This is a genomic window from Microcella putealis (assembly GCF_004216575.1).
GTDB classification, from domain to species: Bacteria; Actinomycetota; Actinomycetes; order Actinomycetales; family Microbacteriaceae; genus Microcella; species Microcella putealis.
In genome coordinates this window covers 1-23431 of the sequence record NZ_SGWW01000002.1, presented here as the reverse complement: position 1 = coordinate 23431, position 23431 = coordinate 1, and the positions used below count along the sequence as shown (strand labels likewise).

The window sequence follows — 23431 nt, the reverse complement described above, 5'->3', positions numbered from 1 at the left end:
CTCCTAGTCGTCGTTACGGGCTACTCGAAAGCGGCGCCGCGCCAGCGGAAGATGGTCTCCGAGGTTGCGGCCTCGGCGGGCAACACGATCTGCGCTGAACCGTCCTGCCACTGGCCCACGAGGAAGTCACCCTTCGGGCTGCCGTTCTCGTTCCAGCTGAGCGTTCCGAGAATCGTTTGCACCTCGTTGGCGCGGATCCAGTCCGCAAGAGCACGCTGGTCGTCGATACCGCCGACCGCCTCGGCGGCAGCCTTGAGCACCTCGCCGGCGGCAAACCCGTCTGCCGCGTCCTCCGGCGGGATGCCGCCGAACATCTCCTCGTACTTCGCCACGAACTCGGCATTGCCAGGAGTCGACGCCACGGAGTTGTAGCTCGAGGAGAAGAAGACGCCCTGCGTGTTGTCTTCGCCAACACCGTCGAAGTACTGCTGGCCATACGTCGGTGACGACGACTGATACAGGATGTCAGGCTCATAACCCGCACGGTTCATCGAGCGGACGAAGTTGACGCCGTCTTCGAACTGCGCACCCTGAACCACCATCTCAGCACCCGACGCGGCGATCGCCGCCACAATCGAGTCGAAGTTCTTCGTGGTTGCGGGGTAAATGTCCTTGTACACCGTTTCGATGCCGGCCGCGGAGAGGATCGCCTCAGCGCCGTCGACGACCGGGCCCGCGAAGGGGTCGTCGAGCGACGGGTAGGCAGCCGTCTTCGGTCGCTGGTCTTCGGGAAGAGCGGCAATCCACTCTGCGAAGACACGCGCCTGGTCGGTCGCGACAGCCTGCTGCGAGAAGAAGATGAACTCGAAGCCGCGGTTGAACATGTCGGGCGACCCGCACGACGGACACACGAAGACCATCTCGTTGCGCTCAGCAACCGATGATGCGGGAATGTTCAGAAGCGAGCTCTGACTTCCCAGCAACAGGTCAACGTCGTCGACGCTGATCAGGTTGTTGTAGTTCGTGACGACGGTGTTCTGGTTGGTTGCGTCGTCGCGAATAACGATCTCGACGTCACGACCCAGGATGCCGCCGGTCTCGTTGGTCATTTCGACCCAGACCTCGTAGCCCTGCTGAGTGTCGAGGCCGCCCTGGCTGAACTCGCCGGTGAGGGGAAGCGATGCGCCGATAACGATCGGATCGTCAGTGGTGCCACCGGAGTCGGTGGCGCATGCGGAGACGCCGACCAGCAGGGACAGCCCTGCGGTCAACGCAGCTATGCGTGTAGCTCGTGTTGCTGCCATGGGTAACTAACCTCCTTGTTAGCTGGGACACCTCGTCTGCGAGGGTGCTCCGATTTTGCAATCGGTTGCAGGCCAAACCTAGAACTGCCCAGGCCGGAATGTCAAGTGACAACGATGACCCGTATCGCCATTGGGCGAGCATTACTGCTCGCTCGGTGTGTATCGGTTGCGGGCAACCGCGGAACCGACCGCGAAGGCCGCGGCGGCGAACGCTGAAATCGCAAAGAGCAGAAGAAACTGGCCGCCCGGCACTGCCGCGTTCCCCACAGCGGCACCCAGCGAGCCACCACCAAACAACGCGACCGCGAACAGTGACATCCCCACGGGTCGCGCAGCGGCCGCCGCGTCAGTCATCCAGGTCTGCATTTGGGTGTGGGCGAACGCCCAACCGAGACCCAGGAGCACCGCGGCGATCGACACGGTCCAGAACTCCAACAGGATGGCGACGAGCGCATAGCCGATTGCGGTGGACAGGCCGCCTATCAACAGGATTCGGGCGGGATTCCAGCGACGCAAGATCGGCTTGAGCAGTTGACTGCAGGCGATGACAGCCAGCCCGAAGACACTGGTGGCGACACCCGCAACGATCACGGGTGCGCCGTCCTCCACCAACGCGGTGGGCAAGAACGCCAGCACGCCGACGAGCAGAGCTCCCTCCAGCGCCGTGAGCGCGAGAATACCGAGAACCCACGGTTTGCGAGCCAGAACGCGAAGTGAGGCGAAGAAGGCTGGGGACGGGGCCGCCGGCGGCTCCGGAAGTCGAATGAGCAGCACCGTGAACACGATGCCCAGCACGCCCGCGAGCGCGAAAGCCCACCGCCAGTCGAGCCAGGAACCGAGGACGGATGCAACAACGGTTCCAACGGTCATACCGAGCGACAGGCCAGCCGCGAGGTTCGCGGCAGCTACCGCCCGCGGCTTCAGCGTCAGGGTGTCGCCGAAGTACGTGAGGACGGCGGGCACCGTCGCTCCGAGGGCTGCTCCCGCCACGACCCGGCCGATCACGAGCATTGCTGGGGTCACTGCGAGCGCCGAGATGACAATGCCCACCACGGCGAGTCCGGTCGAAATGGCGAGCACGCGCACGCGCCCCACGCGGATCGAGATGACACTCCAGAGCAACTGCGCGGCCGCATACGCGATGGTGTACCCCACCAACGCATCGCCGATGCTGTCGACGCTGGCTCCGAGGTCTCGTGCGATGACGGGCAACAACGGTGGCAACAGTGCCCGGTCGAAGAACGTGAGGAAGGCCAGTGCGATGAGCAACTGGGTAGACCGGGACGCCATGGACACGCGGACTCGATTCTCACGGGGATCTACAATCGGTTGCAGTAAGCGTAGCCATTCTTGCCTCAGCGAGGGAGCTGACCATGACCACCCGACTGGATGTTGGCGTATTCACGCGCCCGGTGCTTTTTGATGTGGCTCGACGGATAGGAGCTTTCGCCGCTGCCGGGTTGGACGTACGCGAACACCCCGTAAGCTCGTCGCCGGATCAATTCCGGCGAGCGTTCTCCGGCGAATTCGACGCCATCCTGACGAATCCCGACAACACCCTGGCCTATCACTTCGATTCGACCAACCCACTCGCGACGACACTGGCCGTGGAGATTGTCGCCGGCATTGATCGGGGGCTGGGGCTGACGCTCTGCGCGCACGACGACAGGGCTATCCATCGGCGCCGTCCCCGTGTCGGAGTGGACGCAGCGACCTCGGGGTTCGCTCTGCTGGCGTACGCACTGCTCGAACAGCTCGGGATCGCGCGAGACGACATCGAGATTGTCACGCTCGGATCGACACCGCGACGGGCCGTGGCGCTCGCGGCCGGAGACTGCGACATCACTATCCTCAACGCGGGCAACGAGCTGGTCGCTCACAGCCGCGGGTGCGTCTTTCTCGCGTCGTCTACCGATGTCGGCCCGTACATCGGAACGGTCTTGGCGCGAGTCGAGCCCTCGGCGCGCGCAGAGGACGAGACACGGCCGCAGGTCGACGAGGTCGAGCGCGACGAAGCAGTCGTCGCTCTGCGCACCGTTCTGCTGGAGACTACCGAGAGAATCGTCTCGGGCGACGTGACCGACCTCGTGGTCGATTCGGCCAGCGGAGTGCTCGGGCTCACCGACGAGGAAGCCCGTCGCCACGCAGAAATCCTGCGGGACGACAACCACGGCCTGATTCGCGGGGGCACGATCGACAGCGGCTCGATGGAGACCATCATCTCCCTCCGCGAACGCTACGCACCCTCGATGGTCACGTCCATGTTGCGTGCCGGGTGGACGGAGCTTCTCGCCTCACCTCCGGACCACCCGCCGACGACCTAGTCGACGGGGGGCCACACCGGCACGACCCCGCGGCCGGAGCGGAAGCGCACGTTCTTGGCGCGCACGAATTCGCGGATCGTCTCGGCCGCGTTTTCGCGACCAAAGCCGCTGCCCTTGACGCCTCCGAACGGCGACCCCAAGAAGGCGCGTCGCATGTAGTTGTTCACGAACACCATGCCCGCGTTCAGGCGACGCGCAAGCTGCCAAGCGGTCGCCTCGTCGCGAGAGCAGATCGCCGCCGTGAGACCGTATTCGGTGCCGTTAGCAACCTCGACCGCGTGATCGTCGTCGCGGACGCGCATCAGCAATGCGATCGGTCCGAAGATCTCCTCCTGGCCAACGGTGTGACCGGGCTCCACGCCCTCCAGCACGGTGGGCGCCACCCAGAAACCCGCCGCCAGATGGGGATCAGAGGGAATCGCCCCCTGCCCCCGAATCGTCGCTCCCTCCGCGAGGGCGGTGTCGAGGTACGCCAACACGCGCTGCTGCTGCCGCTCATCGACCATGGGGCCGATGTCGGTGGTGGGCTCCAGGGGGTCGCCGACTTTCAGTGCCAGCGCTGCCGCGGTGAAAGACTCGGCAAACTCGTCGAAGACGCTCTCGTGAACCAGGATGCGCGCCGTCGACGTGCACGCCTCCCCCTGGTTGTAGAACATTCCCTCGATGGCGACATCGACGGCCTGGGCGAGGTCGGCATCGCTGCGCACGTACAGCGCGTTTTTGCCCCCCAGCTCCATGGTCGCGAAGGTGAGGTTTTGGGCCGCGGACTGCAGCACTTTCCGCCCCGTTGCGGTCGCGCCGGTGAAGGTGATGCGCTCGACGAGGGGGTGACCCGCGAGGGCAGCACCCGCGCTTATCCCCGTCACACCGTTGATCACGCCAGGCGGAAGAACGGTGTTCGCAAGCTCCACCAACCGCATCACCGTCAGGGGGGCCTGCTCTCCGGGCTTGATGACGACGGTGTTGCCGGCCGCCAGCGCCGGGGCCGACTTCTTTGCGAAATGGATCGGTGGCCAGTTGAACGGGAGGATCGCGGCCACCACCCCGTAGGGCTCGTACAGGATCCGCGCCTCGATCGGTCCCTGATCGAGGATCTCGCCGTGGATGCTGTCGGCCAGCCCCGCAAAGTAGTCGAACGACGCGTGGCTGAACGAGATATCGAACCGCCCGGCATCCCGCCGCGGCTTTCCGACTTCGCGTGCCTCGAGTTCGGCCAGCTCGTCGGCATTGCGACGAATGACGGCCGCCACTTCGCGCATGAGCGCGCCGCGTTCGCGCGGCGGCATGACACTCCACACGTTCTCGTACGCCAGTCGCGCCGAGCGAACCGCCGCATCGACGGCGGCCTCATCGGCGGCGGCAACGCGCGCAAGACGGGTCCCGAGGGCCGGCTCGCTCACGTCGAAGAGCTCGAGACTCTCGGTGGGAGTCCAGGCGCCGTCGATGAACGGGCCCCAGGGGTCACGGTGGGTTCCCGGGTTGACGGGGCGAGGGGTTGACGTCATCGTCAGCCTCCTTTTCTGCAATCGGTTGCGAACTTCGGGAGCATATCGCACGGATTGCGCTCCTGCCAGGGGTGGCGTCAGCGCACCGCCGCGGCAGGGCCCGATGAGCCGCGGATGACCAGCGAGACCGGGAGCATGACGGCGATCGGTCGGATGTGACCGGTTTCGATCGTGTCGAGAAGTATGCGGGCCGACTCGGTTCCGATCATCTGCAGCGGCACGTGCACGGTTGTGAGCCCGGGGCTGAACTCCTCAGCGAACGGCATGTCGTTGAAGCCGATGACGGACACATCCGTCGGGCATCCGAGTCCGTGAGCACGCAGCGACCGCAGCGCACCCAGCGCCAAGAGGTCGTTGCTCGCTTGAATCGCGGTGAACGTGCGGCGACGAGACAGCAGGTCGTCGACGGCTCGTTTGCCATCTTCCGCCGTCAACGAGGGGACATCGACGACAACGCCGGTGAGGCCCGCATCAGCACAGGCTGTCGTAAAGCTCTCCTTACGAACCCTCGACGTGGAGTAGTTCGATGGCCCTGCGAGGTGGACCACTTCTCGGTGCCCAAGAGCCAGGAGGTGCTCGATGGCGGCGGTGATGCCGGCAGCGTCGTTTCCCGTCACCAGGGGGTACGGAATCGATCCCGACCCGCGGTTCACCATCACGGCGGGGATGTTGCGTTCAAACATGCTGGGAATGAGCGGGTGGTCCTCAAGCCCGGTCGCGATGATGAATCCGTCGACCTGGCGTTCTGAGAGGGAGTGCACGGCGGACTGCTCCAGGGCATCCCGACTGTCGGTGTTCGCCAACAGGGCGGTGTAGCCGCGCGGCGAAAGGTAATTTTCAATGCCACGAATGACCGGCGGGAAGATGGGATTCGTCAGATCCGGGATGATCACGCCCACGGTCATTGATTGGCTTGTCCGCAGGCTCCTCGCCATCGCATTGGGCACATAGCCAAGCAACTTGGCAGCCTTTTGCACTCGCCGCAGAGTCTCGATGTTCACCTGGTCGCGCGTTGCCTCGTTGAGCGCGCGAGACACGGTCGCCTTGTGGACCCCCGCCTGTGCGGCGACGTCGGCGATCGTGACTCTCCTATTCACGATGCCAGCCTACGGGCGACAGCAACCGATACGCAGTGGATGGGCGCAAAAGCGTTGGCATATTCACTTTCGTTCAGCGAGAATGAACACCATGACGACTCATCGTGAACACACCGTCGGATTCTTGGGCCTCGGCAACATGGGCCAAGCGATTGCCGGCCGACTCGTGGCCGCTGGCTACGACGTCGTTGTCTGGAACCGCAGCCCCGAGGCGGCGGACGAGCTCGTCGCCGCGGGCGCGCGACGGGCGACGGATGCGCGCGAGGCGCTCGCGGCACAGATCTCGTTTTCGATGCTCGCCGACGACGCGGCCGCGGAAGCCGTTCTGTCGGAGACGAACCTGGCAGGCGGAGTCGAGGGGCGTATCCACGTCAACATGGCGTCGATCAGCGCGGCGGCCGCCGACCGCATCCAGGCCGTCGCTGAGAGCGCGGGCGTCGGATACGTGTCGTGCCCCGTGCTCGGCCGCCCGAACGTCGCTGCGGAAGGCAAGCTGAACCTGCTCGTCGCGGGTGCTCCCGAGCACTGCGACGCCGTCGCCCCGTACCTCGCGCACTGCGGGGTCAAGCAGTGGCGCTTCGGCGACACCCCGCGCCAGGCGAACGCGGTCAAGGTCGCGATGAACTTCACGATCCTGCACGCGCTGCAGGCGATGGCCGAATCGATCACCCTCGTCGAGGCCCACGGCGTTGACGCGAGTGACTTCATCGAGCTGATGTCGAACAGCCTGTTCGGCGGCGCTGTCTATGCGGGTTACGGCTCGATGATCGCCGAGCGCCGGTACAGCCCTCCCGGGTTCCGCATGCCGCTCGGCCTCAAAGACCTGGGGCTCGCCGAAGAGCTGGCGGCCGAGCAGTCGGTCGAGCTGCCGACGGCGCCGATCTTGCGCGACCGCTTCGAGCGCGCGCTCGCCGACCCCGAGCTCGCCGAGCTCGACTGGTCGGCCGTCGCCGAGGTGACCCGCCGCCGCTAGCGGTCGCGCGGCAGACCGCGCATCGCCTGCAGCACGTCGACCGCCGAGGCCGGGCCGCGGCTCGCCACCTCGGCGGCGTGACCGTGGTCGTGGTCGAGCTCGTCGAGCGACTCGACCGTCACGTCTTTGCGGGCAATGACGAACCAGATGCCGCGCGCGGGAACATCGCCCTCGTTGACGTACATGTGGGGGCGGATCGCGTCGAAGCAGAACGAGTCGCCCGGCTCAAGCTCGTAGCGATCGAACTCAATGCGCAGCGTCAACCGCCCCTCGAGCAGCACGCCGTACTCGAGCGCCGCGTGCCGCATCATCTTTCCCTCGACCGACGACGAGCCTTGCGGGGCGTAGGTCACGATCAGCGGATCGGCGATGGCCGACTCCCCCACCGAGAGGCGTTCCCAGGTCACGCCGTTTTCCATCTCGATGACGGGGTTGTCTTCGCGTCGCTGCACGACCGTGTCACTCGTGCGCGACGGGTCGCGGGGCGGGGCGTCATCGACCGAGCTGAACCCCAGGGGCTGCGCCTGCGCCGGCGGGTGCCCCATCAGGCTGTCGAGCGAGATGCCGAGAAAGTTGACCAGCGCGTACAGCGTCGAGACGGACGGCTGCGTCTTTCCCGTCTCTACCTGCGAAAGCAGGCTTGCCGACACACCCACGGCGCTCGCCACGGCACGCAAGCTCAGTTTGCGTGCCTCACGAACCTTACGAAGTTCAGAACCCAGGTCGAACTGCACCGTTGCACCTCTCCCGGTCTCGTCGGACTTACCGACGCCTTGATGGTGAGCAGCTCTGCTGAACGCTCATGTGTGCATACATGCTAATCGCGACCGGTGTTCTGCGGAGGCCATGAGCCTCAGCGGCCGCCGCGGCCGTCGAAGGTGTTGAGGTGCGACTGGCTGTCACGCAGCGTCGAGAGTTCGCCGCCCACCGAGTAGTACCGCTTGCCGGCGACCAGCAGCTCCTCCGCGGGGAACTTGGTGATGACTTCGCAGCCGTCCTTCGTGACGACGACCTCCTCCTCGATGCGGGCAGCACCCCAGCCGTCGGCGGCCGGCCAGTAGGTCTCGAGCGCGAACACCATGCCCTCTTCGAGCACCTCGGGGTGGTCGAACGAGGTCAGACGCGAGAAGATCGGCTTCTCCCAGATCGACAGGCCCACACCGTGGCCGTACTGCAAGGCGAATGCCGCCTCCTCGTTCGGGAAGCCGAACTCTTCGGCCTTCGGCCACACCGCGACGACGTCGGCGGTGGTGGCGCCCGGCTTCACGAGGGCGATGGCGCGGTCCATGTATTCGCGGGCCCGCGTATAGGCATCTTTCTGTGCCTGGCTCGCCGAGCCGACCGCGAAGGTGCGGTAGTAGCAGGTGCGGTAGCCGTTGTAGCTGTGCAGGATGTCGAAGAACGCGGGGTCACCCGGGCGAATGAGTCGGTCGCTGAAAACGTGCGGGTGCGGCGAGCAGCGCTCGCCTGAAATCGCGTTGACACCCTCGACGTACTCCGAGCCGAGGTCGTAGAGGGTTTTGGCGACGAGGCCGACGGTCTCGTTCTCGCGCACGCCGGGCCGCAAGAACTCGTAGAGGTTTTCGTAGGCGGCGTCGACCATCGATGCGGCCGTGGTGAGCAGGCGAATCTCGTCGTGCGTCTTGATGCGACGGGCCTCAAGGAAGATCTGCTGGCCGTCAACGACCTGAATACCCTCGGCCTGCAGCGCGAACAGGATGGGCAGCTCGATGACGTCGACGCCGAGCGGCTCGTTGGCGAGCCCGAACTTCTCCAGCTCGCGCTTCACCTTGCGCGCGACCTCCTGGGCGATGCCCGCGTCGGGCGGGAAGGCCCCGCGCAGGGTCGAGATACCGGCGCGCGAACCCGACTCGAGCCGCGGCCGCGTCGCACCGTGGTGGGGCGCGTGCGGGTCGGCGTCAGCCTCCGAGTGGGTGTGGTCGAGCCACGGGTTGTAGAGCGAGTGGTGCTTCGCGGCCGAGCCGAAGTCCCAGACGATGGGGTCGGTCTTGCGGGTCAGCAGGGCGAAGCGAATGAGCTTGTCCATCGCCCACGTACCGATGTGGGTGGCCGACATGTACCGAATGTTCGAGAAGTCGAAGGCGAGCACCGCGCCCACGTCAGACTGATCGAGCTGCGCCTTCAGCCGCATGAGTCGCTCGGTGCGCAGACGGTCGAAGTCGACCCGCGCCTCCCAGTCGACGGCATTCATGCCTGTGGTGCCGGTGCTCTTCATCGAGTCCTCCAGAAGTGGATGCGCGTGGCGCGGGTCGTGCTGACGCGTCTTGTTTACCATAGATAAACACTGTTCGCCCAGGTTTGTCATCAATCCCCCGGATAGACCGTGAGGAAAGATTTTCCGCGTGAGTCTTTACTGTCAACGAACACAGTTGTACAGTCTGGCTGAATAGCAGTATCCCGACGGTCGACGATGACCACCGGGTCGCACGATTTCAAAGGAGAAATCAATGAGGCGTTCACCCCTCGCGCGAAAGAGCCGCCTGTCGCTCATCGCGCTCGCCGCAGCCACGGCACTCACCCTCGGCGCGTGCGCCGCAGACGCGGGCGAAGCTCCCGCACCGAGCGACGACGACTCCGCCGCTCCGGCCCCCACGGAAGAGACCCTGCAGGTCGCCTTCATCTCCTTCGCCGTCGCCAACACCTACGACGAGCCCATGCTCGCCGAGATCGAGCGCGTCGCCGCCGAGAACAACATCGAGATCACCGTCTTCGACGGCAACCTCGACCCCAACCTCCAGGTGACGCTCGTTCAAGACGTCATCGCCTCCGGCCAGTACGACGGGCTCATCACGCAGCCGGTCTTCGGCCCGGCACTCGTCGACATCACCCGCCAGGCCATCGACGCCGGCCTCACGGTCGTCAACGTTGACCAGATTCTCGGCGACGACTTCACGACCGGCGCCACCCAGGTCGAGGGGCTCGCCGCGAACGTCGTCTTCGTTCCGAGCGAGATCGGTACGAAGTTCGGCGAGCAGGCCGTTGAGGCCTGCGCCTCGCAAGACCTCGACCCCTGCAACGTCGCGTTCCTGCACGACGTGAAGGCCTCGGCGATCGGTGTCGCACTCTACGACGCGTTCAACGCCGTCGTCGAGGGCACCCCGGTGCAGATCGTTGCGGAGGGCGAGACCTTCTACAACCCGGCCGCCGCGCAGACGGCTGTTGCGGACATCCTGACCGCCAACGCCGACATCGACCTCATCGCCACCTCAGACCAGGGTCTGCAGGGCGCGGTGCAGGCCATCGAAGCGGCGGGCCGCGGGCTCGACGAGTTCCTCATGATCGGCTACGGCGGATCGGCCTGGGGCAAGGAGCGCGTCTCGGAGGGCGTCGTGTACTCGAACGTGGTGCAGGCTCCGGCCACCGAGGGCCGTCTCGCCATGGAGGCCATGGTCGACGCGCTGCGCAACGGCAACAACCAGGGCGACATTGACCCGTTCGCGGACTTCCCGAACAACGGCGTCATGACCCGCGACACGGCCGACCAGTTCACCGGCGAGTGGGTCGGATAGTTCATGCCTCACACGGCAATCGCTGACACCCCGCAGCTCCGAGTGGAGCTGCGGGGTGTCGGTAAATCCTTCGGCGGCACCCCGGTGCTGCGTGACATCGACCTCGTGCTCGAGCCCGGCAGTGTGCACGCCCTCGTCGGCGAGAACGGCGCCGGCAAGTCGACGCTGTCGAAGATCATCTCGGGGCTGTACACGGCCGACCGCGGGCAACTCGTCGTCGACGGTGAGAGGGAACACTTCACCTCGCCGCGCGAAGCGCTCGACCGCGGCATCGCGACGATTGCGCAAGAGCTCGCGCTCGTGCCCGAACTGACCGTCGCCGAGAACGTCTTCCTTGGTCGCGAGCCGCGCACCGCCGGCTGGATCGACCGCAAGAAGCTCAAGCGCGAATTTCTCGAGGTGGCCGCGCGATCGGGCTTCGACCTCGACCCCGACCAGGTTGTCGGCGGCATGCGCACGGCCGACCAGCAGAAGGTCGAAATCTTGCGGGCGCTCGCGCGCGGCGCGTCCCTCATCATCATGGACGAGCCCACCGCGGCACTCGCCCGCCACGACGCCGAGTTGCTGCACGACGTCGTGCGCCAGCTCGCCGCCTCCGGACGCACCGTGCTGCTCATCTCGCACTTCCTCGGCGAAGTGCTCGCACTCGCCGACACGGTGACGATCTTGCGCGACGGCCGGCACATTCGCACCGCTCCCGCCGCCGACGAGACCGAGGCGACACTCATCGAGGGCATGCTCGGCCGCACCCTCAGCTCGATCTTCCCCGACAAGCCCGTCGTCGCCGACGACGCGCCCGAAGTGCTGCGTGTCAGCGACCTCGTCGCACCCGGCGTCAACGGGGTCTCGCTGAGTGTGAAGGCCGGCGAGATCGTCGGCCTCGCCGGCCTCGTCGGAGCCGGACGCAGCGAAATCGCGCACGCGATCTATGGGTCGGTGCCCCGCGCATCCGGAATCGTCGCGATCGACGGTGCGAACTGCCCGGCGGACATTCCGCGCACGCTGAAGAAGGGCATCTTCCTCATCTCCGAATCGCGGAAGGAGCAGGGCCTCGTGCTCGGGCGCCCCATTCGCGACAACGTGACGCTGTCGAACATGGGGCAGATCGCCTCGGGCGGCTGGGTTCGCACCGGCGACGAGCGCCGTGCCTCGCGCGGACTGCTCGACCGCGTCACGGTCGCCGGCGACGACCGACGCGACGTGTCGGCCCTGTCGGGCGGCAACCAGCAGAAGGTGCTGTTTGGCCGGGCGCTGCAGAAGGTGCGCAAGCTGCTCATCGCCGATGAACCGACCCGCGGCGTCGACGTCGGCAGCCGCCGCGCGATCTACGACCTGATCGTGCAGCAGGCCGAGCAGGGCATCGGCGTGCTCGTCATCTCGTCCGACGTGGAAGAGGTGCTGGGCCTTGCCCACCGCGTGCTGGTCGTGCGCGGCGGCCGCATCGTCGCCGAGCTCGAGGGCGACGCGATGACCGAAGAGAACATCATCACCGCCGCGTTCGCGGACCCGATCACCACCGGAGGCGCAGCATGAGCATCGAGACCCCTGAGAAGACCGCGCCGGCGCCGCCCCGCGCGCCCCGCTCGGGCGGCGCAGGCGAACAGGATGCGCTGCGCGCGTTTCTGAGGCGCGTTCCGTGGCGTTCGGTCGCGATCGTCGTGCCGTTCCTCGCGGTTTTTGTGGCGCTGTCGATCGGCAGCCCGGCGTTTCTGTCTGCGCAGAACATCGGCAACGTGCTCGACCGCCAGTCAGGCATCTTGATCATCGCGGCGGCGGCGACCCTCGTACTGATCGCCGGCGGCATCGACCTCTCGGTCGGGGCCACCTACATGTTCACGGCGGTCGTCTGCGGCACGATCATCGTGCGCGTCGGCGGCGAGACGGGGGCAGCGCTCGGAATCATCGTGGGCATCCTCGCCGGTCTCGTGATCGGCCTGATCAACGGCATCATCAGTACTTATCTGAAGATCAACCCGCTGATCGCGACGCTCGCCATGAGTTTCATCATCCTCGGCGCGACAAAGCTTGTGTCGCAGTTTGGCAAGGAGGGCGTCGGCCAGATCCGCGTCGACGTGCCCGAGTTCCGGTGGCTCGCGCTGCTGAAGCCGCTCGGGGTCAGCCTGCCGACGTGGATCGCCTTCATCGTGCTCATCGTGCTCGGCGTGGTGCTGTGGCGCACCACCTTCGGGCGCTACGTGTACGCGGCCGGCGGCAACGCTGAGGCGGCGCGCCTCGCGGGTATCCGCGTGAACGTGGTGCGCATCGCGACGTTCGCGATCGCGGGCACGGCGGCCGGGCTCGCCGGCGTCATCGACCTCGCCCGCACCCCCTCGGTGCCCGAGAACGACGCCATCGCGACGACGCTGACCTTCACGGTGCTCGCGGGCATCGTGGTCGGCGGAACGTCGATCCTCGGCGGCGCCGGGGCGGTCTGGAGAACGGTGCTGGGCATCCTCTTCATCGCGATGCTCTACAACGGCTTCACGCTCTTGCGCATCGACCCGCTGTTCCAGGGCATCGCGCTCGGTGTGATCATCCTGGTCGCGGTCGGCTTCGACGCCTGGTCGCGCACGCGAAGGAGGTAGAGACATCCGGCCCCGTCTGTCCACGGGGTCAGAGCAGGTGACGGGGCCGGCGCGGGTGGTGCGCCGGCCCCGTTTTTGTGTCTGTGCGGGCCGAGTTGGCTGCCGCGCGAACCATCGCAGGGATGCTTCAGCAAGCCGCATCCGGGTGTCCGCCAGACCGACAGGATGCGTCGACGCGCCGCCCAGCGCAGGGTCACGCTGGCGTGTCGCCGGGAGCTGTCGGGCAGACGGACAGCGCGCCGTCGGCGGTCGAGCCGCTACACGGCGCACCCGAGGCGCGCGAGTGGGCAGTCGTGGGGCCTTCCCGACCCGCAGACCCCCACGAATGACCGTTCACCGACCTCGGAAGCCTCCGCGAGCATCCGCCGGTCCCGGGGATGTGCTGACCTCGTGGACATGAGCTCGGGCCACGTGGGGGGTGGGGCGCGCCGGGGCAGGAAAGCCCGGCGGCGCGGCGCGAGCTCGCGTGATCCGCGCCCGCGCCGCCACAGCCCGGGGTGCGACAGCCGCGGAATTCCCGGCTCGGCTCGCAGCCTTGCCGGGGTAACCGTGATGCGTTCGTACAGCGAAACGGCGGGTGGCCCGCAGGCCACCCGCCGTCAGCAGCGGTGAGTCAGTCGCTTCCTTACTTGTCGTCCTCGTCGAGGTACATGTAAGGGTTCGCGATGGGCTCGTCCTCGGGCAGAGCCGGGTTCATCCACTCGGCCCAGGCGTCCTCGCCCAGCTCGCCGCGCACGTGCTCGACCGACGCGGCAACGCGGTCAGCGACGGGCTTCAGCGGCATGCCGATGCGCTCGCCGTCGTACTTCACGACCTTGCCGTTGACGACGACGGTGTGCACGTCGGCGGTGCCGGCCTGGTACACGACGTGCGCGTACGGGTTGAGGATCGGCGTCATCGCGGGCGACTCGTCGTTCTTCAGCAGAACGATGTCGGCCTTCTTGCCCACGGTGATCGAGCCGAGCTTGTCGGCCATGCCGAGGGTGTGCGCGCCACCCATGGTCGCCTGCCACACGGCGTCTTCCGCCTTCATGCGGTTGACGTTGACCGTCTCGCCCTTGCTCTGGGCCTCGAGGTGGTCACGCGAGCGGAACGACGACAGCGTCGAGCGCATGGCCGAGAAGAAGTCGGCGCTCCACCACACGCTCGTGTCCATCGACAGCGACGCGGTGATGCCGTACTTCTTGGCGACCCAGGCCGAGGGGTAGCCCTGGCCGGCGCTCTGCTCGCTCTCGGTCGCGATCGAGATCGTTCCGCCGGTGGCGGCGATCTTGTGGTAGCTGTCCGGGCCGAGCGACGACGCGTGCACGTACGTCACGGTGTCGTCCATGAAGCCGTTGTTGTACATGTACTCGATGTTCGGGTCGCCGTTGACGCCCCACACACCGGCGTGGGTGGTGACGCGCAGGCCGAGCTCGCGCGCGGCCTCGAAGGCGGCCTTCTCGTGGAAGTCGGGGCCCGAGTTGACGTCGAAGGCCACCTGCAGGCCCATCATGTCGTCGGTCGTGAAGTTCTTGACCCAGTTCTGGAACCCGGGGTCGTTCATCCACTCCCACGGCGCGCCGAGGTAGTTGCCGTAGGCGAGCACGTAGCGGCCGGGGATGCTCTTCAGCGCCTCGACAGCGGCGTCGGCGTAGTCGGGCGTGCGCAGCGCGTGCGACCAGTCGACCGTGGTGGTGACACCCTGGTCGACCGACTCGAGGGCGCTCAGCTGGTTGCCGGCTGCAATGTCTTCGGCGCGGAACACGTGGCCCCACGTCAGGTAGTAGAAGACGAAGTACTGGCTGAGTGCCCAGTCGCCGCCGTAGCCGCGCAGGGCGGTCTGCCACATGTGGCGGTGCGTGTCGATCATGCCGGGCATGATGATGCCGCCCTTGGCGTCGATCTCCAGCGTGCCAGCGGGCACCTCAAGGTTGTGCCCGACTCCGGCGATCGTGTCATCGGTGATGAGCACGTCAGCGTTTTCGAGCACGCCTGCGGAGTCGACCGTGATCACCGTGGCGCCACGGAATACGACGGGCCGGCCGGGGGTGAAGTCATCGGCGCGGGGCGCGACGGCATCGGTCATGAGTTCCTCCTCGTTGAGCAATTCACTAAAGGTGTACGTCTGTGTACAGCCAGAGTGAAATACTACTCCGGTCGATCGAGATATATCCAGTCGCATCGACCGGCTCGACCGAAAGGATGCCGTGAATGCGTACGCAGGCTGACAACGGCGGGATGCGCGACGACGCGCCCCGCGCATCCACCGATTCTGACGCGGCTGGCTGGGGCCGCCGCGTCGCATCCATGGCGGTTATTGCCGCCACCGGCGTCGCCATCATCTACGTGCCGCAGCCGATTCAACCGCTCGTCGCGGACGAGTTTGGGGTCTCCGGAGTCGCGGCGAGCGCCGCCACGATCGCCGTGCAGGCGGGGTACGCGATCGGCATCGTGCTGCTCGTCTCCCTCGGCGACCGCTTCTCGGCCCGCAGCCAGGTGACGGTGCAGCTCGGCGTGACCGCGGCCGCGCTGCTCGCGGCGGCCGCCTCCCCCGCGTACGCCGTCTTCGTCGCCCTGTGTTTCGTCGCCGGCGCGACCGCGACGATCGGGCAACTGCTCGTCGCCGCCGCCCTGAAGCTTGCTCCCCCCGCCCGTCGGGCCCGCACGGCAGCGGTGCTGCTGGGCTCGTTCATCTCGGGGCTTTTCCTTGTGCGCACGGCGCTCGGCGGCATCGCCGACCTGCTCGGCTGGCGCGGAGCCCTCGTGGTGATCGCGGTCGTCGTCGCCGCACTGATCCCGCTGAGTCTCGCCACCTCGCCCCCCGGCAAGCCGGTCGATCCGCCGCGCTACGCGCAGATCCTGCGCACGATCCCGCGCGTGGCGGCGAGTTCGCCGACGCTGCGCCTCATGACGGCGATCCACGCGCTCTGCTTTATGACGTTCATCACGCTCTGGTCGATGGCAACGCTGTACGCGGTCGACGAACTCGGCGTCAGCGTCGGTGCGGCCGCGCTCTTGGGACTCGCGGGCCTCACGGGCGGCGTGCTCACGATTCTCGGCGCACCGTTGCACGCGCGGGTCGGCACGCGGGTCGCGCTGGCGATCTGCGTGGGCGCCGTCGTCACGGGCGCCGCGCTGATCCTCATCGCTCCGACGGTGCTGCCGCTCACGGCGCTCGGGCTCATGCTGGTCTCGGTCGGCATGTCGAGCGAGCAGGTGTCGACGCAACCGATCGGCTTGGGCTCGGTCGAACCGGCGCAGAACGGCCGCGCGAACACGGTGTTCATGGCCGCGGCGTTCTTCGCCGGCGCGGCGGCGACCGCGGTCGCCGCGCCCCTGTATGCGGCTGGCGGTTTTCGCGCCGTCGCCGCCCTCGCGCTGATTGCGGCGTTAACGGCCGCATCCCTCGCCGTCGTTGCTGCACGGCGAGGGATGCTGGGCGTCCGTCGCGGCGGATCCTCCGCTGAGAGTCCGGCCTCTAGGTAAGGCGCCAGCCGCGGTCGACGTTCAGGCCGATGCCCGAAACACCGCGGTTGTTGAGGAGGAACATGGTCGCGTCCACGATGTCCTCCGTGGTCGCGAGCTTCCCACCCGGGGTGCGCGACTCATAGGCCTCGAGAACACCCTCGGGCATGTCTGCCCAGAACGGGGTGTCGCCGATGATGCCGGGGTGCAGAGCGTTTACCCGGATCGGTGCCAGCTCGAGCGCCATCGAGTGGGTGAGTCCCTCGACGCCGCCGTTGATCGTCGCGACCGTGGTCGAGCCGGGGTAGGGCGCATCCTTCGCGCGACCGCCGAACAGCACAATGCCGGTATCAACCGACGGCTCGAGGCGGTCGAGCAGCGTGTGCACCACCTCGGTGTAGCCCACCAGCTTCAGCGTCACGAGGCGGCGGGCACGAGCGATGCTGTAATCCCGCACGCTGTTCGCGTCGCGCTCGATCGCGGCGAGCACGAGACCGTGGATCTGCCCGACGGGCTTCAGCGCCTCGGCGATCGTCTCGGGCTCACAGATGTCGAGCGCGAGGCCCGTGGCGTTCGGACCAATGGATGCGGCGATCTCGGTCGTGCGGTCGGCGTCGCGGCCGGTCAGGATGACGTTGTCACCGCGAGCGACGACGGTCTTCGCGATTTCGAGGCCGATGCCGGAGGTTCCTCCGATGACGGCGATGGTGCGGGTCATTGCTCCTCCTTGAGCTTGTCGGCGAGGTACTCCCAGTCACGCGAGAACCGGTAGGCGTGGCGGGCGGGCATCTGCGGGGCCTGGGTTTCGAGCCAGCGCACCTCGGCGCCCACGGCTTCGAACGAGTGCACGCAGCCGACGCCGGCCCAGGCAATGTCGCCCGGAACGAGGCGGTAGTGGTCACCGTCGAACGTCGCGTCGACCTCACCGTCGAGGATCAGATAGACCTCTTCGAGTGGGTGGTCGTGCGGGCCGGCCTTGCCGGTCGGCTCGTACTGCACCATGAACATCGACCCGCTGGTCGCACCCAGGTCGGAATCGACCATCATCTTGAGCGAGATACCGCTGTACACGAGCAGGGCGGTACGCATGCTGGCCGAGACGGCGAGCAGTTCTTGCGACTGCCGGCCCGGGTTCATGTGCTCTTCGTGGATGTTGCCGAACGAGCGGGTGCGGGGGTCGCGGGCGTCGACGGTGATGGGCTCGACGACGGGCAGATCGGCGACGCGGTAGGTGTCGAAGCCGTACTTCTCACGCGCGGGCGGCGTGAAGAGGTCGGCCCACACGGCGTCGGTGTCGCCGACGGCGCGCCACGCGTGCGGCACACCGATCGGCACGACGCCGTAGTCGCCCGCGACGAGGTGCACGGTGGCCTCGGGGGTCACGATGAGGACCTCACCCTCGAGCACGTGGAACTGCTCTTCGAACGAGTGAACGTGCGCGGGAATCTCACCGCCGGGTGCGAGCTTTGAGATACCGAAGTCGCTGTGCACAGCGCCATCGGCGTAGCCGACGCCGAGCCAGCGGGTGTAGCCGCTCGAGCCGGGGGCGATGGCGCCGGGGTCTCGGTAGTCCGCGTCAGCGGCTCGACGGACGACGTAGCGTGCGCTCATGGAGCTTCCTCACTCGATGGGCGACGCAGAACCGTCGCCATTGTTCAGCCATGCTGAACACAGTGAACAGCCAGAGCGGCCGCTTGTCAAGCAGAAGCGCGGCGCCTCGCGACCTCGTAGAGCGTGACGGATGCGGCGATTCCGGCGTTCAGCGACTCGGTTGCCTCCGAGATCGGAATCGACACGATCGCGTCGCAGGTTTCGGCCACGAGTCGCGACAGCCCCTTGCCCTCGCTCCCGACGACGATGACGATCGGCTGCTCGGCGAGCTCGAGGCCCGGCAGCGAGACGTCGCCGTCGCCATCGAGGCCGAGCACGAAGACCCCCTGCTGCTTCAGCGCCTTGAGCGTCTGTGTCAGGTTCGCGGCCATCGCGACGGGGGTGCGGGCGGCGGCGCCGGCCGAGGTCTTCCACGCCGAGGCGGTCACTCCCACGCTGCGGCGCTGCGGCACGATGACGCCGTGCCCGCCGAACGCGGCCGTCGAGCGGATGATCGCCCCCAGGTTGCGGGGGTCGGTGATGCCGTCGAGCGCGATGATCAGCGCGGGCTCGTTGCGCTTCGCGGCAGCCTCGAGCAGGTCGTCGGGGTGCGCGTACTCGTAGGGCGGCACACTCAGGGCGATGCCCTGGTGCACCGAGTCGCCGGTGAGCCGGTCGATCTCGGGCCGCGTGACCTCGAGAATCGGGATGCCGCGCTTGGTCGCGAGGGCGAGCGCCTCCTTGACCCGGTCATCCATCTCGATGCGCACCGCCATCGTCAGGGATACGGCGGGGATACGCGCGCGCAGTGCCTCGAGCACCGAGTTGCGGCCCGAGACCACCTCGGTGTCGCCGCTCTTCTTCGCCGAGCGCGGGCCACCGCTCGTGCTGGATGAGGTGTTGGGGCGCTTCCCGCCGCGCGTCTTCGCGGCTTCAAGCCGCTCTTTCGCGGCCTTGCGCTTGCCGGCGGGGTGCCAGCTGCGGTCTTCGGCCTTCGGGGTGGGCCCGCGACCTTCGAGCTTCTGGCGGCCCTGACCGCCCGAGCCGACGGTGGGTCCCTTCTTGCTCTTGCGGGCGCTGGGGTGTCCGTGCTTAGCCATCGAGTCTCCACTCGGTCGAGGTTGCCGTGTCGTCGAGCAGAATGCCGGCGGCGATAAGTTCGTCGCGAATCCTGTCGGATTCGGCAAAATTGCGTTCCGCGCGGGCGGCGCGCCGCTCGGCGATGCGGGCGCTCACGAGCGCGTCGAGCGCGCGCTCGGCCGCTCCGCCCGATTGCGGATGCTCGCCCGCCTCATCGAGGCCCAGCACCGCCAGCATCGCGCGGCTCGCGTCGCGGTGGTCGCGCGCGGCGTCGAGCTCGCCCGCGTCGAGGGCGGTGTTGCCGGCGCGCACCGTGTCGTGCAGCACCGCGAGGGCCTGGGGCACGCCGAGGTCGTCGTCGAGGGCGGCGGCAAATCGCTCGGGAACCCGCTCGGCGAGCGAGGCGGCGCCCGCGCCGTCACCCGCGTCGGCGACCACATCAGCGGCGGCACCGAGTGCGGCGTCGGCCCGTGCGACGAACGACGTCACGCGCTCGAACGCGGCCTTCGCCTCGTCGAGCGAGCCGGGCGTGAAGTCGATGGTCGAGCGGTAGTGCGCCGAGCCGAGCCAGTACCGAACCACGGCCGGGTCGTGCTCGCCGAGCAGCTCGGCGGCGAACACCGAGTTGCCGAGCGACTTCGACATCTTCTGCCCGCCAACCGCGACGAGACCGTTGTGCACCCAGTGCGTCGCAAAGTCGTGGCCCGCGGCCCGCGACTGGGCGAGCTCGTTCTCGTGGTGCGGGAACCGCAGGTCGAGGCCGCCGCCGTGAATGTCGAACGCCTCGCCGAGGTAGCGCGCCGCCATCGCCGAGCACTCGATGTGCCAGCCCGGGCGACCGGGGCCCCACGGCGACTCCCAGTGCGCGCTCGCCGGCTCGCCCTCTTTCGCGCCCTTCCAGAGGGCGAAGTCGCGCGGGTCACGCTTGGCGCGCGCCGGGGCGTCAGCAGCATCCTCCATGTCGTCGGGCGACTGTCGGGTCAGGGCGCCGTAGCTCGGCCAGCTGCGCACGTCGAAGTACACGTCGCCCGAGCCGTCGGGGGCCGCGTACGCGTGCCCGCGCTCGATGAGCGTGTGAATGAGGGCGAGCATCCGATCGATGGATGCTGTCGCGCGCGGTTCGTAGGTCGGGGGCAGAATTCCGAGCGCGCGATACGCGGCCGTGAAGTCCAGCTCGACGCGGTACGCGAGCGCGTACCAGGGCTCGTCGTCGGTCTCGTTCGCGAGGATCTTGTCGTCAATATCGGTGACGTTGCGGATGAACGTGACGGCGTATCCGCGCGCGGCCAGCCACCGGCGCCACAGGTCGTAGACCAAGGCGCTGCGCAGGTGCCCGATGTGCGGGGCCGACTGCACGGTGGGTCCGCAGACGTACATGCTCGCGCGGCCAGGCTCGCGCGGCGTGAAGTCGACGACGGCCTGCTGAAGGCTGTCGTACAGGCGGATGCTCACCGCTCAAGCCTACCGGCGGGGCTTTTCGGTACGGGAGACGAGTGCCGTGGCGACGGCGGTCACGCCCTCGGCGCGGCCGGTGAAGCCGAGCCCGTCGCTCGTGGTGGCGGCGACGCTCACGGGGGCGCCGAGAATCGCGGTCAGGTGCTGCTCGACCTCACGACGGCGGGGCGCGAAGCGGGGGCGCGCGGCGACCAGCTGCACGGCGACGTTCTCGACCCGGTAGCCCGCCTCGGCGAGTAGCTCGATGGTGGCGGTGAGGAACACCTCGCCGCGGGCGTCGGCAAAGCGCGGGTCGTCAACGCCGAAGCGCGAGCCGATGTCGCCGAGCCCCGCGGCCGAGAGCAGGGCGTCGCAGATGGCGTGACTGACGGCGTCGCCGTCACTGTGGCCGGCAAGGCCCGGCTCGTTCGGCCAGAAGAGGCCCCCGAGCCAACACTCGGCGGTGTCGTCGTAGGCGTGCACGTCGATGCCGACCCCGGTGCGCAGAGCGGCCGCGGGGCCAAGCATCGCGCGGGACGCCTGGCTGGGCCCCTGGCCGGTGGGCGCACCGCCCCGCTCGGCGAGGATCAGCTCGGCCCGGCGCAGGTCCCACGGGGTCGTGATCTTGAGCGACGCCTCGTCGCCCGTGACCGTGACGACGTCGTGCCCCGCCGCAGCGAAGACGCTCGTGTCGTCGGTGTGCCCGGTCGACGCGCCGGCGATCGCGGCGCGATAGGCCGCAAAGGGGAAACCCTGGGGCGTCTGCAGCACCGCGAGCCGCGAACGGTCGGCGACGCGCTCGACGGTGTCGGCGCCGTCGGTCTCGGCCACGGTGTCGATCATGGGCAGCGCGGGAACCACGCCCGCGCCGCTCGCGCGCACGCGCTCGGCGACCCGCGCGAACACGGTGCTCGGGGTCAGCGCGCGGGCGGCGTCGTGGATGAGGACGACGTCGAGGGCGCCGGCGGTGTCGGCAGCGGCCAGGGCCGCAATACCGGCTGCGACCGAGTCTTGCCGCTCGGCCCCGCCCGCCACGACGGTGCCGTAGCCCGGCGCGAGAACACGGCCAGCGATCGCGGTGGCCGCATCCACCCGGATGCTCGGGGCCACGACGACAACGCGCGCCTCCTCATCGAGGCGCGCGATCGCCGTTAGGGCGTGCTCGAGAAGAGTGGCGCCGCCGAGCTCGACAAATGCCTTCGGCTCGGCGGCGCCCAGGCGGGTACCGCTTCCCGCGGCGACGACGACGATGCCGAGGCGCACGTCGGTGTGGGCCGGCGACGCGTCGCTATCGCGGGAGGGAGTGCTCACGTCGGGCGAGTCTCGACAGAGAGGGGCCGCCTCGCTTAGGAGGCGAGCACCTCGTCGAGCACGCTCGACGCCTTCTCTTCGTCGGTCTTCTCGGCCAGCGCGAGCTCAGAGATCAAGATCTGACGAGCCTTGGCGAGCATGCGCTTCTCGCCGGCGCTGAGGCCGCGGTCTTGGTCACGGCGCCACAGGTCGCGCACGACCTCAGACACCTTGATGACATCGCCCGAAGCGAGCTTCTCAAGGTTGGCCTTGTAACGACGCGACCAGTTCGTGGGCTCTTCGGTGAACGGTGCGCGCAGCACCTCGAACACCTTGTCGAGGCCCTCTTGGCCAATAACGTCACGAACGCCGACCAGGTCGACGTTGTCAGCGGGAACCTCAATAGTGAGGTCGCCCTGCGTGACGTTCAGCTTCAGGTAGGTCTTCTCGACGCCCTTGATGACTCGGGTCTTGACTTCGGTGATGGTCGCCGCACCGTGGTGCGGGTAAACGACCGTTTCTCCGACAGTGAATTGCATGGGTGGTGGTCCTTCCGCAGAACTCCTATTCTACCACAGGAATTTCTCAGCATCTCGGCCAGGGCCGGGTCGGTGACGGCCCCGCGCGCGGACCACGACTACCCTTCCGTCCCGCTAGACTGGCTGAGGTCGCGCCCACGCAGGCGGGCTTCAGCCCGGCCAGCGACCGCCGAATACGACGGGCACTGGAGGCAATTCGTGAACACTCGCATGGCGGCAACCATCGCCCTCGCAGCGGCGATCATGGTCGGCGCGAGCGGCTGCACCTTCTCGGCGAACATCGCCACGCAGAAGGAGTACGACCCGTCCGACGGCGTGGGAACGACGATCGACGACGTGTCGGTGCGCAACGTCTTGCTCATCACCGATGAGGGCCAGAACCTCAACCTCGTAATGACGGTCGCCAACAACTCGACCGAGACCGTCGACCTCGAGGTCAAGTGGAACCTCGACGGCGCGAGCGGCGACGAGACCATCACCCTCGACGGCAGCGCACTCACCTCGGTCGGCGGTCCCGACGACGAGCAGACCATCGTCATCAGCGGCACCGACGTCATCCCCGGCGCCCTCGTGCCCCTCTTCTTCACCTACGGCGGTGCCGAGGGCAGCCAGATCGAGGTTCCCGTCCTCGATGGCAGCCTCCCCGAGTACGAGCTGTACCTCCCCGCCGACAGCGAGTAGGTAGCGCGGGCGCTAGGTGTTCTTCCTCGACACGTTGTGATCGGCTGAGGTGAGCGAAGACCTCCGGGAACGATGTGGGTAACCACACTCAGATCGTTTCCACGGAGGTCTT

The 23431-nt window shown here is 67.7% G+C and carries 20 protein-coding genes; 7 read left to right on the top strand and 13 right to left on the bottom strand.

The features are described from left to right. Nucleotides 1-20: 20 nt before the first annotated feature. The gene (locus EV141_RS05055; protein ID WP_130484901.1) at nt 21-1244 is read right to left on the bottom strand and encodes an amino acid ABC transporter substrate-binding protein; all 1224 of its coding nucleotides are present in this window, start codon (nt 1242-1244) and stop codon (nt 21-23) included. 141 nt (nt 1245-1385) lie between these two features. Continuing rightward, nucleotides 1386-2534 (bottom strand): MFS transporter, encoded by a 1149-nt coding sequence (locus tag EV141_RS05050; RefSeq protein WP_130284417.1) that lies wholly within the window; start codon nt 2532-2534, stop codon nt 1386-1388. 83 nt (nt 2535-2617) lie between these two features. Between EV141_RS05050 and EV141_RS05045 the strand changes: the two genes are divergently transcribed. Continuing rightward, nucleotides 2618-3568, top strand: a complete 951-nt coding sequence (locus tag EV141_RS05045; RefSeq protein WP_130484900.1) for an ABC transporter substrate-binding protein — start codon at nt 2618-2620, stop codon at nt 3566-3568. Here the strand turns inward: EV141_RS05045 and EV141_RS05040 are convergent. After that, on the bottom strand, nt 3565-5073 hold the full coding sequence (locus tag EV141_RS05040; protein ID WP_130284411.1) for an aldehyde dehydrogenase family protein: 1509 nt from the start codon (nt 5071-5073) through the stop codon (nt 3565-3567). The two genes, EV141_RS05045 and EV141_RS05040, sit on opposite strands and share 4 nt — an antisense overlap. A gap of 77 nt (nt 5074-5150) precedes the next feature. Next, the gene (locus EV141_RS05035; RefSeq protein ID WP_198675508.1) at nt 5151-6170 is read right to left on the bottom strand and encodes a LacI family DNA-binding transcriptional regulator; all 1020 of its coding nucleotides are present in this window, start codon (nt 6168-6170) and stop codon (nt 5151-5153) included. Here EV141_RS05035 and EV141_RS05030 point away from each other — a divergent pair. Beyond that, entirely contained in the window at nt 6067-7143 is a 1077-nt protein-coding gene (locus EV141_RS05030) for an NAD(P)-dependent oxidoreductase (RefSeq protein WP_338418559.1), read from the top strand. The two genes, EV141_RS05035 and EV141_RS05030, sit on opposite strands and share 104 nt — an antisense overlap. Here EV141_RS05030 and EV141_RS05025 read toward each other — a convergent pair. Both EV141_RS05025 and EV141_RS05020 read right to left on the bottom strand, forming a co-directional pair. Then, the gene (locus tag EV141_RS05025) at nt 7140-7877 is read right to left on the bottom strand and encodes a helix-turn-helix domain-containing protein (RefSeq protein ID WP_130484897.1); all 738 of its coding nucleotides are present in this window, start codon (nt 7875-7877) and stop codon (nt 7140-7142) included. The two genes, EV141_RS05030 and EV141_RS05025, sit on opposite strands and share 4 nt — an antisense overlap. Before the next feature lie 119 nt (nt 7878-7996). Then, nucleotides 7997-9439: a M24 family metallopeptidase gene (locus EV141_RS05020; protein WP_241969076.1), complete on the bottom strand. Its 1443-nt coding sequence runs from the start codon at nt 9437-9439 to the stop codon at nt 7997-7999. Between the two features lie 172 nt (nt 9440-9611). Here EV141_RS05020 and EV141_RS05015 point away from each other — a divergent pair, with 172 nt between their 5' ends. From EV141_RS05015 to EV141_RS05005, 3 genes are read left to right on the top strand one after another with little or no spacing between them, the layout of a single operon-like run. Beyond that, nucleotides 9612-10673 carry a sugar ABC transporter substrate-binding protein gene (locus tag EV141_RS05015; RefSeq protein ID WP_130484896.1) on the top strand — a complete coding sequence of 354 codons (1062 nt, stop codon included), beginning with the start codon at nt 9612-9614 and terminating at the stop codon, nt 10671-10673. 3 nt (nt 10674-10676) lie between these two features. Then, the gene (locus EV141_RS05010) at nt 10677-12206 is read left to right on the top strand and encodes a sugar ABC transporter ATP-binding protein (RefSeq protein ID WP_130484895.1); all 1530 of its coding nucleotides are present in this window, start codon (nt 10677-10679) and stop codon (nt 12204-12206) included. Then, the gene (locus EV141_RS05005; RefSeq protein ID WP_130484894.1) at nt 12203-13258 is read left to right on the top strand and encodes an ABC transporter permease; all 1056 of its coding nucleotides are present in this window, start codon (nt 12203-12205) and stop codon (nt 13256-13258) included. The genes EV141_RS05010 and EV141_RS05005 overlap by 4 nt, the downstream gene beginning before the upstream one ends. A 625-nt stretch (nt 13259-13883) precedes the next feature. On the opposite strand, the gene EV141_RS05000 is transcribed toward EV141_RS05005, so the two are convergent. Continuing rightward, nucleotides 13884-15326, bottom strand: a complete 1443-nt coding sequence (locus tag EV141_RS05000) for an amidohydrolase family protein (protein ID WP_130484893.1) — start codon at nt 15324-15326, stop codon at nt 13884-13886. Nucleotides 15327-15451: 125 nt separating this feature from the next. Between EV141_RS05000 and EV141_RS04995 the strand changes: the two genes are divergently transcribed. Next, nucleotides 15452-16726 carry an MFS transporter gene (locus EV141_RS04995; protein WP_130484892.1) on the top strand — a complete coding sequence of 425 codons (1275 nt, stop codon included), beginning with the start codon at nt 15452-15454 and terminating at the stop codon, nt 16724-16726. On the opposite strand, the gene EV141_RS04990 is transcribed toward EV141_RS04995, so the two are convergent. From EV141_RS04990 to EV141_RS04965, 6 genes are all read right to left on the bottom strand, one after another. Beyond that, on the bottom strand, nt 16719-17423 hold the full coding sequence (locus EV141_RS04990; RefSeq protein WP_130484891.1) for an SDR family NAD(P)-dependent oxidoreductase: 705 nt from the start codon (nt 17421-17423) through the stop codon (nt 16719-16721). The genes EV141_RS04995 and EV141_RS04990 overlap by 8 nt on opposite strands. Continuing rightward, entirely contained in the window at nt 17420-18316 is an 897-nt protein-coding gene (locus tag EV141_RS04985; RefSeq protein WP_130484890.1) for a cupin domain-containing protein, read from the bottom strand. The genes EV141_RS04990 and EV141_RS04985 overlap by 4 nt, the downstream gene beginning before the upstream one ends. An 86-nt stretch (nt 18317-18402) precedes the next feature. Further along, nucleotides 18403-19395: a 23S rRNA (guanosine(2251)-2'-O)-methyltransferase RlmB gene (gene rlmB / locus EV141_RS04980; protein ID WP_130484889.1), complete on the bottom strand. Its 993-nt coding sequence runs from the start codon at nt 19393-19395 to the stop codon at nt 18403-18405. After that, a complete protein-coding gene (gene cysS, locus EV141_RS04975) occupies nt 19388-20827 on the bottom strand; it encodes a cysteine--tRNA ligase (RefSeq protein WP_130484888.1) in 1440 nt (479 codons plus the stop codon). The genes rlmB and cysS overlap by 8 nt, the downstream gene beginning before the upstream one ends. 9 nt (nt 20828-20836) lie before the next feature. After that, a complete protein-coding gene (gene ispF, locus EV141_RS04970; protein ID WP_241969074.1) occupies nt 20837-22120 on the bottom strand; it encodes a 2-C-methyl-D-erythritol 2,4-cyclodiphosphate synthase in 1284 nt (427 codons plus the stop codon). Nucleotides 22121-22155: 35 nt separating this feature from the next. Continuing rightward, complete coding sequence (locus tag EV141_RS04965) at nt 22156-22638, bottom strand: CarD family transcriptional regulator (protein ID WP_130484887.1); 483 nt, start codon at nt 22636-22638, stop codon at nt 22156-22158. A 198-nt stretch (nt 22639-22836) separates the two neighbouring features. Between EV141_RS04965 and EV141_RS04960 the strand changes: the two genes are divergently transcribed. After that, complete coding sequence (locus EV141_RS04960; RefSeq protein WP_130484886.1) at nt 22837-23319, top strand: hypothetical protein; 483 nt, start codon at nt 22837-22839, stop codon at nt 23317-23319. Nucleotides 23320-23431: the final 112 nt, after the last annotated feature.

Excerpts from the sequence above, each read along its gene's own strand:
- EV141_RS05055 (WP_130484901.1), bottom strand. The coding sequence starts at position 1,244 with ATGGCAGCAACACGAGCTACACGCATAGCTGCGTTGACCGCAGGGCTG.
- EV141_RS05050 (WP_130284417.1), bottom strand. The coding sequence starts at position 2,534 with ATGGCGTCCCGGTCTACCCAGTTGCTCATCGCACTGGCCTTCCTCACG.
- EV141_RS05045 (WP_130484900.1), top strand. The coding sequence starts at position 2,618 with ATGACCACCCGACTGGATGTTGGCGTATTCACGCGCCCGGTGCTTTTT.
- EV141_RS05040 (WP_130284411.1), bottom strand. The coding sequence starts at position 5,073 with ATGACGTCAACCCCTCGCCCCGTCAACCCGGGAACCCACCGTGACCCC.
- EV141_RS05030 (WP_338418559.1), top strand. The coding sequence starts at position 6,067 with ATGTTCACCTGGTCGCGCGTTGCCTCGTTGAGCGCGCGAGACACGGTC.
- EV141_RS05020 (WP_241969076.1), bottom strand. The coding sequence starts at position 9,439 with ATGGTAAACAAGACGCGTCAGCACGACCCGCGCCACGCGCATCCACTT.
- EV141_RS05015 (WP_130484896.1), top strand. The coding sequence starts at position 9,612 with ATGAGGCGTTCACCCCTCGCGCGAAAGAGCCGCCTGTCGCTCATCGCG.
- EV141_RS05010 (WP_130484895.1), top strand. The coding sequence starts at position 10,677 with ATGCCTCACACGGCAATCGCTGACACCCCGCAGCTCCGAGTGGAGCTG.
- EV141_RS05005 (WP_130484894.1), top strand. The coding sequence starts at position 12,203 with ATGAGCATCGAGACCCCTGAGAAGACCGCGCCGGCGCCGCCCCGCGCG.
- EV141_RS05000 (WP_130484893.1), bottom strand. The coding sequence starts at position 15,326 with ATGACCGATGCCGTCGCGCCCCGCGCCGATGACTTCACCCCCGGCCGG.
- EV141_RS04995 (WP_130484892.1), top strand. The coding sequence starts at position 15,452 with ATGCGTACGCAGGCTGACAACGGCGGGATGCGCGACGACGCGCCCCGC.
- EV141_RS04990 (WP_130484891.1), bottom strand. The coding sequence starts at position 17,423 with ATGACCCGCACCATCGCCGTCATCGGAGGAACCTCCGGCATCGGCCTC.
- EV141_RS04985 (WP_130484890.1), bottom strand. The coding sequence starts at position 18,316 with ATGAGCGCACGCTACGTCGTCCGTCGAGCCGCTGACGCGGACTACCGA.
- rlmB (WP_130484889.1), bottom strand. The coding sequence starts at position 19,395 with ATGGCTAAGCACGGACACCCCAGCGCCCGCAAGAGCAAGAAGGGACCC.
- EV141_RS04965 (WP_130484887.1), bottom strand. The coding sequence starts at position 22,638 with ATGCAATTCACTGTCGGAGAAACGGTCGTTTACCCGCACCACGGTGCG.